We start from the raw sequence: 14,514 nt of genomic DNA, 5'->3' as shown, positions 1-14,514 counted from the left end.
CAGGATTGTTGGTGATGACTTAACACCGCTCGTGTATCGGGCCTGAAAAGAAAGTAAAAAAAAGCCCACACAGCTGGTGACTGTATGGGCATGTTCGGACGAGCCGTCTGGACAAACAAATGAGCAATAGTAAGTGAAAAAACGAATAACGAGATCCCCCGACAGTTTCTACGTTAAACGCGTTCAATGACCTTAAAGCGGCTGCTTCAATTATCACTTTGAATTGAACAAAAGCATCCAGAAAGAACTTAAGTTATGATTCAAATACACCATAGTACAAGATTTATTGTATTACAAATAAATTTTAAGATTGAATGCCTTTAGTGAATGATTAGTTGGTAGAAGTGTGAGTTAAGACTCATTTTTACACTCAGCGGGGTGAGGTAAAGAAGAAGAGTTTTCGAAAAGATGTTATCGGAGAAATGATGAGAAAATTATCTAAAAATCGATCTATTTGAATGTGTTATGCGTCAATGTTTAACTTCGAACAAAATCCAAACTCATAAATGATACCTATGTCACAGGGCGGTTTTAGCCAGTTTTAATATATCAAGATCGCTCACAGAATGCCTGGTTAATTAAGCATACAATATTAATTAAATTGATGGTTGTGACGATGGATCGGCATGAACAAGTTTCGCTTTCCGTATCTTCGAAAATGTAAAAAATGGCCATTTCATTCGGATGAAAATAATAGACATAGGTTGATATGGATGATGAGTTTTATGAATTCAAAATTGTCTCTAGGGTTTAAAGGAAAATTGATTTTAATGGTAGCGGTCGTCAGTTCTAGTGCTTTGGCATTTACGAACTGGTTTACGCTTAACTTGGCCACTGAACAGGTAAACCAAACGATTTATAACGAGATTGATCACTCGCTTACGATAGAAATCAATCAAATAGAAAGTACCGTTCAGCGCACCATCGATACCGTTAACTCTGTTGCACAAGAGTTTACGAAATCCCCATACCAAGTGCCGAATGAAGCACTCATGCATTATGCGGCTAAGCTTGGTGGCATTGACAAGATTGTGGTGGGTTTTGACGACGGCCGTTCTTATACCTCTCGCCCTTCAGAGTCTTTCCCTAACGGTGTTGGAATAAAAGAAAAGTACAATCCAACCACTCGACCTTGGTATCAACAAGCCAAATTGAAATCAGGCTTATCTTTTAGTGACCTGTTTTTCACTAAGAGTACTCAAGTGCCTATGATTGGTGTGACGTACTCATACCAAGATCGTGTCATCATGGCCGATATACGTTTTGACGATTTGGAAACGCAGCTTGAACAGCTGGACAGCATCTACGAAGCCAAAGGCATTATCATCGACGAGACGGGGATGGTGGTCGCTTCAACAATCGAAAACGTGCTTCCGCAAAGCAATATATCTTCTGCAGACACTCAGATGAAACTCAATAGTGCCATTGAACAGCCTGATCAATTCATTGAGGGTGTGATTGATGGCAACCAGAGAATCTTGATGGCCAAGAAAGTGGATATTGGCAGCCAGAAAGAGTGGTTCATGATCTCCAGTATTGACCCTGAACTCGCGCTCAATCAGTTGAATGGCGTGATGTCGAGTGCGCGCATCCTTATCGTTGCTTGTGTGCTTGGCACGGTGATATTGATGATTTTGCTTCTAAATCGCTTTTACCGCCCAATCGTTTCACTGCGTAAAATCGTCCACGACCTATCTCAAGGTAACGGAGACTTGACCCAAAGGCTTGCTGAGAAGGGGAATGACGACTTAGGGCATATCGCCAAAGACATAAACTTGTTCATTATCGGTTTACAAGAGATGGTTAAGGACGTCAAATTCAAGAACTCGGATCTCGATACCAAGGTATTGAGTATTAGGGAAGGTTGCAAAGAAACCAGCGATGTATTGAAAGTTCATACTGATGAAACGGTTCAAGTGGTCTCTGCGATTAACGGCTTGTCTGAAGCATCAAACGAAGTCGAGAAGAGTTCTCAGTCGGCGGCAGAAGCAGCAAGAGAAGCGGCTGTGTTCAGTGATGAGACGAAACAGATTAACATGGTGACGGAAACCTATATCAGTGATCTTGAGAGGCAAGTCTGCACCACCTCTGATGATATTCGCTCAATGGCCAATGAAACGCAGAGCATCCAGTCTATCGTGTCTGTGATTGGCGGGATTGCGGAACAAACTAATTTGCTGGCATTGAATGCGTCAATCGAGGCGGCAAGGGCGGGTGAGCATGGTCGAGGTTTCGCGGTGGTTGCTGATGAAGTCCGTGCGTTAGCCAACCGAACTCAAATCAGTACTTCTGAAATTGATGAAGCGCTCTCTGGCTTGCAATCTAAATCAGATGGTTTGGTTAAATCGATTGAGTTGACCAAAAGTAACTGTGAACTGACTCGCGCTCAAGTTGTTCAAGCTGTAAACATGTTGGCGAAGCTAACCGAGCAGATGGAAACAGTAAGTCGTTTTAATAATGACATTTCGGGTTCGTCTGTTGAGCAAAACGCCCTTATTCAGAGCATTGCTAAGAACATGCATAAGATTGAAAGCTTTGTTGAGGAGCTTAATAAGCTAAGCCAAGATCAGCTGATTGAATCAGCAGAAATCAAAACACTTAACGGCAGCGTTAGTGACTTGATGAGCAGCTTTAAGGTTTAACTTTTCTAATATTTATATTTAAAAATCAACATACTAAGTTTAGTTGTTGATCTGAGAGCCACTCAATAACTTGCGAGTTTAGAGTGGCCTTTATGCGTTTTTCTTGAGTCTAACTCTACGCAATACTCATTCATTTCACTTCATTTGCCGCATCTCACATTCTGATAAATAGATAATTGACATAAAATAGTACAAATATACATTATCACTCTACTCTTATGGATAAGTGAGATAAATGTGAATAAGCCAATCTTTGTCGTCGTACTCGCTTCGTTTACGTATGGCTGCGGTGGAAGCAGTTCCGGTGACTCAAGTGACCCTTCTGATACCAATAACCCAGGAGCATCTTATGGTGTTGTTGCTCCCTATGATATTGCCAAGTATCAAAGCATCCTTTCCAGCTCAGATCTTCAGGTGTCTGATCCTAATGGAGAGGAGGGCAATAAAACCTCTGAAGTCAAAGATGGTAACTTCGATGGTTATGTCAGTGATTATTTTTATGCTGACGAAGAGACGGAAAATCTTATCTTCAAAATGGCGAACTACAAGATGCGCTCTGAAGTTCGTGAAGGAGAAAACTTCGATATCAATGAAGCAGGCGTAAGACGCAGTCTACATGCGGAAATAAGTCTGCCTAATATTGAGCATGTAATGGCGAGTTCTCCCGCAGATCACGATGAAGTGACCGTGCTACAGATCCACAATAAAGGTACAGACGAGAGTGGTACGGGTTATATCCCTCATCCACTATTACGTGTGGTTTGGGAGCAAGAACGAGATGGCCTCACAGGTCACTACTGGGCAATCATGAAAAATAATGCCATTGACTGTAGCAGCGCTGCTGACTCTTCGGATTGTTACGCCACTTCATATAATCGTTATGATTTAGGAGAGGCGGAGCTCGATAGCTTCACCAAGTTTGATCTCTCTGTTTATGAAAACACCCTTTCGATCAAAGTGAACGATGAAGTTAAAGTCGACGAAGACATCACCTACTGGCAGCATCTGCTGAGTTATTTTAAAGCGGGTATCTATAATCAATTTGAAAATGGCGAAGCCACGGCTCATTTTCAGGCACTGCGATACACCACCACACAGACCAACGGCTCAAACGATTGGGATATTAATGATTGGAAGTTGACGATTCCAGCGAGCAAAGACACTTGGTATGGAAGTGGGGGTGACAGTGCGGCTGAACTAGAACCTGAGCGCTGCGAATCGAGCAAAGACCTTCTCGCCAACGACAGTGACGTCTACGACAGCGATATTGACCTTTCTTATTTCAATACCGATGAAGGAAGAATGCACTTTAGAGCGGATATGGGTTATGGCACATCTACCGAAAATTCTAGCTATATTCGCTCTGAGTTAAGGGAGTTGTATCAAAGTAGTACTCAACCGGATTGTAGCACCAGCGATGAAGATACTAGTTGGTATTTGGACGACACCAGAACGAACGCTACCAGTCACGAGTTAACCGCAAGCTTACGAGTTGAAGATTACCCGAACATTAACAATCAAGATCCAAAAGTGGTAGTTGGGCAAATCCATGGTTGGAAGATCAATCAAGCATTGGTGAAGCTGTTATGGGAAGGCGAGAGTAAGCCAGTAAGAGTGATACTGAACTCCGATTTTGAACGCAACAACCAAGATTGTAATCATTGTGACCCGTTCAGTGTCGAGTTAGGCACTTATTCGGCAAGTGAAGAGTGGCGATATACGATTCGAGCCAATCAAGACGGTATCTACTTGGCGACTCATGATTTAGATGGAACTAATACAGTTTCTCACCTAATCCCGTGGGGAAAGGATTACTCAGATAAAAATGGGGACACGGTTTCGTTAACAGCAGATTGGACATCGACAGACATTGCTTTCTATTTCAAAGCAGGCATCTATCCACAGTTTAAGCCGGACAGCGACTACATCGGCGAGGTGTTTGATGTGAGCTTTAGTTCTCTAAGAGCAGAGCATAACTGAGTTGTCTGATGTTTGATTAGCCATGTCGGTAATGAAGAAGACCATATTGATACCTACAATGTGGTCTTTTTTGTTTTTGGACACTTACAGTGATGTGTTTGGAAGGACAAATATTCTGCCCGAACCATGAAAATACACACGATTACAGCTTGCTTGTTCTGCCCTTGCTAGCTCATTTCGCATTCTAAATTCTTATATATTGTCTTTTATCAATAGGAAATGTGATCCAGTTAAAGTATGGAAAAATCGGAAAGTGTTCCTAGTCTCATTTATCCAACGAAGTGTTTTATTTGTATTATAAGATTACGTAATATTTTCGTGTTATCGCAAATACTGATAGGTGAATCGCCTTATAGCTCGTGTTTGCTGATTTAGCTTTCACTTACGAACGCTGTCTTTGTATTATAATAATGGATTAAATATGAAACAAATTACTCTAAAAACTTTACTCGCTTCTTCTATTCTACTTGCGGTTGGTTGTGCGAGCACGAGCACGCCTACTGCTGATTTTCCAAATAACAAAGAAACTGGTGAAGCGCTTCTAACGCCAGTTGCTGTTACCGCTAGTAGCCATGATGGTAACGGACCTGATCGTCTCGTTGACCAAGACCTAACTACACGTTGGTCATCTGCGGGTGACGGCGAGTGGGCAACGCTAGACTATGGTTCAGTACAAGAGTTTGACGCGGTTCAGGCATCTTTCAGTAAAGGTAATCAGCGCCAATCTAAATTTGATATCCAAGTGAGTGTTGATGGCGAAAGCTGGACAACGGTACTAGAAAACCAACTAAGCTCAGGTAAAGCGATCGGCCTAGAGCGTTTCCAATTTGAGCCAGCAGTGCAAGCACGCTACGTAAGATACGTTGGTCACGGGAACACCAAAAACGGTTGGAACAGTGTGACGGGATTAGCGGCGGTTAACTGTAGCATTAACGCATGTCCTGCTAGCCATATCATCACTTCAGACGTGGTAGCAGCAGAAGCCGTGATTATCGCGGAAATGAAAGCGGCAGAAAAAGCACGTAAAGATGCGCGCAAAGATCTACGCTCTGGTAACTTCGGCGTAGCAGCGGTTTACCCTTGCGAGACGACCGTTGAATGTGACACTCGCAGTGCACTTCCAGTTCCGACAGGCCTGCCAGCGACACCTGTTGCTGGTAACGCACCGAGCGAAAACTTTGACATGACGCATTGGTACCTATCTCAACCATTTGACCATGACAAAAATGGCAAACCTGATGACGTTTCTGAGTGGAACCTTGCAAACGGTTACCAACACCCTGAAATCTTCTACACAGCTGATGACGGCGGCCTAGTATTCAAAGCTTACGTGAAAGGTGTACGTACATCTAAAAACACTAAGTACGCACGTACAGAGCTTCGTGAAATGATGCGTCGTGGTGATCAGTCTATTAGCACTAAAGGTGTTAACAAGAACAACTGGGTATTCTCAAGCGCACCTGAGTCTGACCTAGAGTCGGCGGCGGGTATTGACGGCGTTCTAGAAGCGACGTTGAAAATCGACCACGCAACAACGACAGGTAATGCGAACGAAGTAGGTCGCTTTATCATTGGTCAGATTCACGATCAAAACGATGAGCCGATTCGTTTGTACTACCGTAAATTGCCAAACCAAGCAACGGGTGCGGTTTACTTCGCACATGAAAGCCAAGACGCAACAAAAGAGGACTTCTACCCTCTCGTAGGCGATATGACGGCAGAAGTAGGTGAAGATGGTATCGCACTTGGCGAAGTGTTCAGCTACCGCATTGACGTTAAAGGCAACACGATGACAGTTACTTTAATGCGCGAAGGTAAAGACGACGTTGTACAAGTAGTTGATATGAGCAACAGCGGCTACGACGCAGGCGGCAAGTACATGTACTTCAAAGCCGGTGTTTACAATCAAAACATCAGCGGCGACCTAGACGATTACTCACAAGCGACTTTCTACCAGCTAGACGTATCGCACGATCAGTACCAAAAGTAATCTAATCGAATAACACTTAATATTAAAGCTATCGCAATAGCCTCCAGCTCGTAGAGTTCGGAGGCTTTTTTGTGTCTGCTGGTTGAGTGGAAGTTATCAGTTACCATTAAACGTCCAACTAACGTTTTGACCAGTGAGCTCAATTCCTATTTTGAGATTTCCCTGTTCTACTTTCCTTAGCGAACCTTGGGTTTATCCTCGATAGTTTATTCTAGAAAGCTTAACGTGAGAAAAGGGGTATCAATTTATGATTAGCCCCAAATATTGGCTTAGTCACTTCTGGACCATGAAGCTGAGGAGCATACCTCCCGTAGGCGTTTCGATCGACCTCTTGAACCTTAAAGGTCAATGTGTTGTAACTAGCGATTGGTAGCTATTGCAGGGAGTACAGAGTCCTTGGTGGAAACTCAGGTCATAGGAGTCTCGTTGTCACCTTCAGAGGACTTTACGAACGGTCGAATAGAAGAGATAGATGTAAAATATTATTCTCAGTTGCTTATGGGAGTAGGTGACTTTGGTCTTATAAAGGCAGAAAGAAGAGTAGTATTCACTAGGTTATTTTGAGGTTTACCTCTTTTGTTCACTGTCATGATTTTATAGTTACAAAAAAGCCAGCAACAAACGCTGCTGGCTAGAGTACTTAGTTATGAATTTAACTATTCTGCATTAAAACCGAATTGGTTTGCGCGTGCAGCCACTTCATCAGCAGTTAACACATCGTTAAAGAACGCTGCATTATCAATTACACCCTCTAAGTTTTTCTGAGAGCTGTTAGAGCCACCGCCAATATAGACTTTATCGCCGTCTTTAGTATTAGGAACAAAAGTTAAACCAGTTGCTTCTTTCTCAAGTACACCATTGATGTATAGCTTGGCTTCGCCATTATTGAACGTCGCTAGGATATGCATGAAGGTATCATTTGTTAAGACCGTTTCTGCTTCCACTGATGTCGAACCAGAGCCATCATATATGCGGAATTTAGGCTTTAATGAAGACTTATCAATAATCAACTTATATCCTTTATTGCTATCTGTGTTTTCCAATAGCTGCAGGTCCTGGCTAAAGCCAGGGTTAAAGTTGACGTCATCAGCACTAAACACGATTTCCATAGAGTACGTACCATCTTCAAACGCTAGTGGGTCTGAGGAACTGTCCATTGTCGTGTAGTAATAACCGTAAGATCCACTATCAGTTGATTGAGTAATATGTACAGCGCCACCAGTTGATGCAGCACCATCTACAACCTGTTTAGGGTTACTGTCGTTTTTACTTGTTGTGAGAGTTTTGCCAAGTGCAGTTCCGCCGTCTACATCTGAGAAGTTCCATTCAAAATCCGCTTGTGCAATATTTCCGTCACCGTCACCGTCACCGTCACCGTCACCGTCACCATCACCACTGCCATCATCGCCACTTAAACTAATAACTGTTGCTTCAGAAGTGCTGCTGTTATAAGGGCTATTGTTTAAGTCATACCCCACAGAGTAGTCGTTAAAGTTGTCTTTGAACTCTTCGACATACTCTCCAGAAGATTCGTCAAGCGAGTATACTTTTAGGTTGTCAGCAATTAGCTCATAAGGTGTTACGCCACTGTTTGTGCCTAGACGAAGTGCGATAACTTGAACTTCTTTGAAGCTGCCTGGATCTGAAGACACTGCGCCAGTGTATGTTTCGCCATTGATGGTAAACGTGTGTGACGTTGGCGTCCAAACCACCTCGACAGTCGCATCAAATGTGCTGTTTGCATCAAAAGTGCCACCTGTTGCTGTCAATGAGCCTGAAGCATCACGATATTGAATAATACCGTCACCAATTGCTATATCACCATGATGATATGCGTTGCTGACTTTATCGTCTTCATCATTTGTTGAGTAAAGCGAAATATAAGAGTTGTTCTGACCTTCATCAACCTGTTCACTGTCAGGGTTGAGTTGATAAGTCAAATCAACCGTCAATTTACCCGAAGAGATTGTTTTTCCAACTGTGGAGCTGGTGTTCAAGATCTTTAGTCTTAGTTCACCTGTGTCATCCGTTAATGTATCTAAAATTTGAGCTGCGTTATCCACACCTGAAGCTTCATCAGCGGTGTCTGCAGGGCCAGTAACTTCAGTATTATCACTGTGGTCGGTACCTGAAACAGGAATGTTACCGCCAATAGCAAGACCACCGTCAGCTGCGGAGTAATCGCCATCTACAGATACAGAACTTACCGTACCGTCATCATTGAATAGCGTGAACGCAACTTGACCTGAAGTTTCATCTTCAATTGTCTCTTCATAAGTGGTTTCAAATCGTTCGTATTCACCAAGTGTGGTATCCGCTGAATTGTCAGTGTAGTAATAAAGTGTTTCACCATCTGCAGAAAAGCGATAGACGTTGGGTAAATCATCACTACTCGATGAAGAGTAGGCAGCTGAGAATGCTGCTGTATCAGAAAACTCCCAATAACCATTTAATAATGCTGAAGTTGGTGTTGCTGGATCGGTAGAACCATCCGTCGGAATAGGTAAACCATCACTGTTACAACCGAATAATAAACCTGTCGAAAGAGCGACAGCTGTAGCGACTTTAGAAATCTGCATAAAATATTCTCTTTATGATATTAAATCCATATGTAAATCACATAAGAAATAGATAATGAATAGTCGTTAAATATTTATTAGGATGAAGCTAATTCTGATTAGAACATCCTATTATTTAAAATAAAGTAATTAAAATATGCCCAAATAAATTACAAGAGGAGAGGGCTATTTTATATCCTGACTATTTTTATTATTAGAATGAATAAGCAATACCAACACGGTATTTAGCTTCACGATCTTTTGAAGATGAACTGATATCAGAAGACCAGATTTCAGCAAAAGGTTTCCAAGAACCGAACTTGTAGTTTACTTTTAAGCCAGCATCCCATTCCCAGTCATCACTATTATAAAGAAGTACGTTATCCAAAGATTTTACATAGTTTGCTTCGTAAGAAAGGCCAAGCTTAGGTAGAGATTCAATTTTGTAAGAACCCGTCAGTGTAACTTTAGATTTTTGAGCTGATTCTAAGCGTTCGCCAGTTTCAGAATCTTTGTCGCCAAATTGTGTGTGGTTACGGAAGTCAGCATATTCATGACGGTAACGAATAGCAGTTGTTAAACCCATGTCTGCTTTATAGCCAACGCGGAACTGAGGTTTAAACGTAACCTTTTTCATCTTCCAGTCGCCATCGTTAGCATTAGGCTCATCCCAATCCCAGGCAATAGGCATACCCATTTGTAGATACCAATTATTGTCTATTTTGTATGTCGCAGTGTTATCGATCTCCATACCATAGATGTACCAATTGCCATCGTAAAAACTCTGGCTGTTTGCTGATTTAACAGAACCTGAATCTTCATCATAGTAAGAGTCATCACCGTGGAACTTAAGTTCTAGACCAGTAGAGTGCTTCCACTTGTCTGACAGCTTAAAGCTTTCACCTAGCTTAACTCGGTGTTGATGGCGAGCGTCTACGTGAGCCGTATCACCATTAGTCTTTGTATAATCCGTCGCAGCACGATACTCGTAACGATAATCAAGAGATGCACCAGCAGCTGTGCCCGCTAAAAGAGTACATGCAACAGCTGCAGCAATTTTTGTAACAGAATTCATACCTTTGTCTCACTATTATTTTTTTATTTTGGATACATCCAATGTACCCCTGACTCACAAACCAATACCTTATATGGTATTAAATTAATGTATGACAAATATGGTATTTATTCCCAGGGTAGATTTCTGTGAGATCTATCAAAAGTTCCGACTAATGGCCTATTTATATAGCTAAATGTTATGAATATCTCAATTTAAGGCTTACCAATCAAATCAATCATGACTCAGTTCTCATATTAACAAACCTTGTAAGCTCAGTTGGTTGTATGTGTTAAAATAATACAAATATAAGAATATTCCCACACTTTCATATCGATGTTCTAGTTGTTGTGGTTTAAACATAACGGGGCATGTTGAGGGATATAGATATAAACCACCGCCAAATGTTTGGTAAAAGTTAAAAGATGGCGAAATGTAAATTCTATTTATTGGTTGGTTTATTTAAGTCGAAGAGAAAATATTTAGTACTAATTCGTGTTCAAAAGTAGTTTCTGTGCTGAGAGTGTACTCAGTATCTGTTAACAATAAAGGATGAGTCATGTTTAAGAAAAACATATTAGCAGTGGCGTTATTAGCGACTGTGCCAATGGTTACTTTCGCAAATAACGGTGTTTCTTACCCCGTACCTGCCGATAAATTCGATATGCATAATTGGAAAATAACCATACCTTCAGATATTAATGAAGATGGTCGCGTTGATGAAATAGAAGGGGTCGCTATGATGAGCAACTCACATAGTGATTTCTTCCATCTTGATAAAGACGGCAACCTTGTATTTGAAGTGCAGAACCAAGCGATTACGACGAAAAACTCGAAGAATGCGCGTTCTGAGTTACGCCAGATGCCAAGAGGCTCAGATTTCTCTATCGATACGGCTGATAAAGGAAACCAGTGGGCACTGTCGAGTCACCCAGCGGCTAGTGAATACAGTGCTGTTGGCGGAACATTAGAAGCGACATTAAAAGTGAATCACGTCTCAGTTAACGCTAAGTTCCCAGAAAAATACCCAGCTCATTCTGTTGTGGTTGGTCAGATTCATGCTAAAAAACACAACGAGCTAATCAAAGCTGGAACCGGTTATGGGCATGGTAATGAACCGCTGAAGATCTTCTATAAGAAGTTTCCTGACCAAGAAATGGGTTCAGTATTCTGGAACTATGAACGTAACCTAGAGAAAAAAGATCCTAACCGTGCCGATATCGCTTATCCAGTGTGGGGTAACACGTGGGAAAACCCTGCAGAGCCGGGTGAAGCGGGTATTGCTCTTGGTGAAGAGTTTAGTTACAAAGTGGAAGTGAAAGGCACCATGATGTACCTAACGTTTGAAACCGAGCGTCACGATACCGTTAAGTATGAAATCGACCTGAGTAAGGGCATCGATGAACTTGATTCACCAACGGGCTATGCTGAAGATGATTTTTACTACAAAGCGGGCGCATACGGCCAATGTAGCGTGAGCGATTCTCACCCTGTATGGGGGCCTGGTTGTGGCGGTACTGGCGATTTCGCTGTCGATAAAAAGAATGGCGACTACAACAGTGTGACTTTCTCAGCGCTTAAGTTGAACGGTAAATAGCACGTAGCATAACCAATAGGCTAGCTAGACGCAGTCCTTAAGGAATATTTTCGAAGACCACTTAACCGAATGTTGAGTGGTCTTTTTGTTTTATATGAGTTTTAAGATGACCTTGGTATTAATGTGACCTTGGTATTAATGTGACCTTGGTATCAACGAGGGTGTGCTGAAGCCTACCAATGAAAGGTACAGCTAAAACAATACAACCTTGTCAAAAGACAAGGTTGTATTCAGAAAGCGTAGGAAGATTTTAGGACGGCAACTCGATACGGAGTTTAGTCATACATCAACTCTTTGGCTTTGTCGGCATCAAACTCTTTAAGAGACTTTCGAGCCAAATGACGGAATGGAAAAGCTTTAACGACTTCTTCAAAAGGTTGGATAGCGAAAGCCCAAAAGATAGAACCGTCTAATCCAAAGATGATCAATGCACACAATGGAATTGAAATTACCCATTGACCAGTAAAGTTGATTTTGAAGACTGCGGTCGTTTTTCCTAGTGCTCTTAATACATTCCCATGAACCGTGTTGTAGCCACGGACAATCGGCAAGAAGATGTAGAGTGGGGCGATAACGGCCAATGCTTGATAGGTAGACTCATCCAAGTTCGGGTAAATGTCACCAATGACCAGACTTAATCCTGCGAACAAGATTGCACACACAAAAGAAATGACGACCGCAATATCAATACTGGTATCGACTTTTTTGACTAGGTCATCCATCTTTTTAGAGCCAATCGCTTGGCTGATAGTAATTGCGGAAGAGTGAGCCCAAGCAGTAATAAATTGAGAGACAGCCCTGATCCAAGGCATCACCAAAGTAATCGCAACATACGCGTTGATGTTAAGTTGCGAATACAGTAACTGATAAATCGTTGCGCCAATCAATAGCATGGTTACATTTGCTGCGACAGGGAATATCTCGATAAAGTGACGACGAACGTTTGTCATGAACTCAGATCGCTGGGCGTCTAATTTGAGTGAAATTGCCGAGCTTAGATACACGCAAAGAACCAGATACACAAGGCGAAGGGTGATAGCAATAACACTGCCTAGCGCGGCGCCTTGAACACCAATACCTTCGAAATTTGAAAAGCCGTGAATGAGTCCATAAGAAAGTCCAGCGTTGATCGGCAATTCAATCAAATACCCTTTAAACGGTATCTTGGTTCTTCCTAATGCATTAAATAGGGCGATAATTACTTGCGTTAATGCTGTGAAAATGACGAGATACTTTGAGATATCAAGGTAGTGGCTGATTTCTAAGTAAAGGGCTTTATCTTCGGTTAAGGCTTGAATTAAAGGCTGTTCTAAAAAGGTGAGCAGAAACCAAAATATTGTCGCGATACCTAAGTTGATGAACAGACCTGCCCAAAATGCTTTGGATAATGAAGCGGTAATGCCAGAACCCACGGCGCGGCTCAATACTAGCTGAGTGCCGTTTGCCAGCGCCATTTGAATACCGAGTACAAAGGCAACCATAGTCGTCGCAATTCCCATGGCAGCCAAAGGTATTTCACCAAGAGGAGAAATCTGCAGCGTATCGATCATCAACATCGACTGCATCAATATACCGTTTAGGGCTAGGGGCCAGGCGAGAGAGAAATTTTTCCTTACATACGATTGTGTAGACACAAACAACACCTTATGTGTGTAACCGTAAGTTTTCTCTGAGAGGACCCGAGTTCAACATTTAAAGATGAAACACTACGGTAATGGATGGTTAAAAATGGGCGCTAAAACTGACTGACTCGTGTATTGGGATACACGATTCAGTCTGGTCAATCTTGGTTATGCGATGGCTAATTCAACCCTAGACAGCTTTTGGTTTTCATCATCAAGTAAAGCTTGAGAGGCTATTCGAGCCTGATTCGCATTGCCTGACATAATCGCATCGTATATCGCTTTGTGCTCTTCTAAACAGAAGCGACCGCCTTCGGCAGAGTGGTCGATAAACTGTTTGAAAATTGTCGACAGAATGTTCGCGAACGGAATGTAAAACTGGTTACCCGTCGATAAGAAAATCGTTTGGTGAAACAGATGATCGTTGGTTGTCCACTCTTGATAATCAAAGCCGTTTGCCGCGATGGTCATCTTTTGGAAAAGAATCGAAAGCTCTTTGCGTTGCTCTACCGTAGCGTTGGATGCTGCAAGCGCACACGCTTCTGGGTCAATCGCTTTTCTTAACCCCAAGAATTGAGATAAAAAGGGTTTGGTGTCTTCTAAATCTTGGATCCAATACAGTAATTGAGGATCTAAAAAGTGCCATTGCGTTCTTGGTTTGATACGAGTGCCCACTTTAGGCTTTGATTCAATCAACCCTTTTGCTGAAAGCAGTTTAGTGGATTCTCGAAGGGCAGTTCTGCTGACTCCAAAGATCTCGCACAACTCCATTTCGCTAGGTAACTTCTGATTTTCTTTCAACTCGCCAGACAAGATTTTGCGAGCAATTTGTCTAGCGACTTGAACATGAATTCGGCGGCTTGAATCTTCCACCAATGTAAATATTGACATTTAAACCACCTGAAATTGAAACTTTGAAAACAAAAAAAGCCAGACGAATCTGGCGCTTAGTGTCAGTGTATACGTCTAATATAGTGTGAGGTTTCCCCTCATCTATTTGGGTCTGATGACCTTATTTAGTGTGACGATCTTAACGACTTTATATAACTTAACGATTCTATATAACTTAGT

8 protein-coding genes are annotated in these 14,514 nt (G+C 42.1%); 4 read left to right on the top strand and 4 right to left on the bottom strand.

Features of this window, described 5'->3' with window-relative positions:
• The first annotated feature begins 770 nt into the window (after positions 1-770).
• From OCU90_RS10270 to OCU90_RS10260, 3 genes are all read left to right on the top strand, one after another.
• On the top strand, positions 771-2,642 hold the full coding sequence (locus tag OCU90_RS10270) for a methyl-accepting chemotaxis protein (protein ID WP_061021532.1): 1,872 nt from the start codon (positions 771-773) through the stop codon (positions 2,640-2,642).
• A gap of 237 nt (positions 2,643-2,879) precedes the next feature.
• Positions 2,880-4,622 (top strand): polysaccharide lyase family 7 protein, encoded by a 1,743-nt coding sequence (locus tag OCU90_RS10265; protein WP_061021531.1) that lies wholly within the window; start codon positions 2,880-2,882, stop codon positions 4,620-4,622.
• Positions 4,623-5,043: 421 nt separating this feature from the next.
• Positions 5,044-6,612 carry a polysaccharide lyase family 7 protein gene (locus OCU90_RS10260; RefSeq protein WP_061021529.1) on the top strand — a complete coding sequence of 523 codons (1,569 nt, stop codon included), beginning with the start codon at positions 5,044-5,046 and terminating at the stop codon, positions 6,610-6,612.
• A gap of 656 nt (positions 6,613-7,268) precedes the next feature.
• Here the strand turns inward: OCU90_RS10260 and OCU90_RS10255 are convergent.
• On the bottom strand, positions 7,269-9,191 hold the full coding sequence (locus OCU90_RS10255) for a LamG-like jellyroll fold domain-containing protein (protein WP_061021526.1): 1,923 nt from the start codon (positions 9,189-9,191) through the stop codon (positions 7,269-7,271).
• Between the two features lie 193 nt (positions 9,192-9,384).
• Positions 9,385-10,245: an oligogalacturonate-specific porin KdgM family protein gene (locus OCU90_RS10250; RefSeq protein WP_004733526.1), complete on the bottom strand. Its 861-nt coding sequence runs from the start codon at positions 10,243-10,245 to the stop codon at positions 9,385-9,387.
• Positions 10,246-10,783: 538 nt separating this feature from the next.
• Between OCU90_RS10250 and OCU90_RS10245 the strand changes: the two genes are divergently transcribed.
• The gene (locus OCU90_RS10245; RefSeq protein ID WP_061021524.1) at positions 10,784-11,821 is read left to right on the top strand and encodes a polysaccharide lyase family 7 protein; all 1,038 of its coding nucleotides are present in this window, start codon (positions 10,784-10,786) and stop codon (positions 11,819-11,821) included.
• Between the two features lie 275 nt (positions 11,822-12,096).
• On the opposite strand, the gene OCU90_RS10240 is transcribed toward OCU90_RS10245, so the two are convergent.
• Together OCU90_RS10240 and OCU90_RS10235 are read right to left on the bottom strand one after the other, a co-directional pair.
• Positions 12,097-13,464, bottom strand: coding sequence for an MATE family efflux transporter (locus tag OCU90_RS10240; RefSeq protein ID WP_081089947.1), 1,368 nt, complete (start codon positions 13,462-13,464; stop codon positions 12,097-12,099).
• Between the two features lie 147 nt (positions 13,465-13,611).
• Positions 13,612-14,334 carry a FadR/GntR family transcriptional regulator gene (locus tag OCU90_RS10235; protein ID WP_004733529.1) on the bottom strand — a complete coding sequence of 241 codons (723 nt, stop codon included), beginning with the start codon at positions 14,332-14,334 and terminating at the stop codon, positions 13,612-13,614.
• Between the last annotated feature and the right edge of the window lie 180 nt (positions 14,335-14,514).

Origin of the sequence: Vibrio splendidus (assembly GCF_024347615.1) — a bacterium.
Classification (GTDB): Bacteria; Pseudomonadota; Gammaproteobacteria; order Enterobacterales; family Vibrionaceae; genus Vibrio; species Vibrio splendidus.
This window is presented reverse-complemented; position numbering and strand designations above follow the sequence as displayed.

Coding starts and splice junctions, on each gene's coding strand:
- OCU90_RS10270 (WP_061021532.1), top strand. CDS start 771: ATGGTAGCGGTCGTCAGTTCTAGTGCTTTGGCATTTACGAACTGGTTT.
- OCU90_RS10260 (WP_061021529.1), top strand. CDS start 5,044: ATGAAACAAATTACTCTAAAAACTTTACTCGCTTCTTCTATTCTACTT.
- OCU90_RS10255 (WP_061021526.1), bottom strand. CDS start 9,191: ATGCAGATTTCTAAAGTCGCTACAGCTGTCGCTCTTTCGACAGGTTTA.
- OCU90_RS10250 (WP_004733526.1), bottom strand. CDS start 10,245: ATGAATTCTGTTACAAAAATTGCTGCAGCTGTTGCATGTACTCTTTTA.
- OCU90_RS10245 (WP_061021524.1), top strand. CDS start 10,784: ATGTTTAAGAAAAACATATTAGCAGTGGCGTTATTAGCGACTGTGCCA.
- OCU90_RS10235 (WP_004733529.1), bottom strand. CDS start 14,334: ATGTCAATATTTACATTGGTGGAAGATTCAAGCCGCCGAATTCATGTT.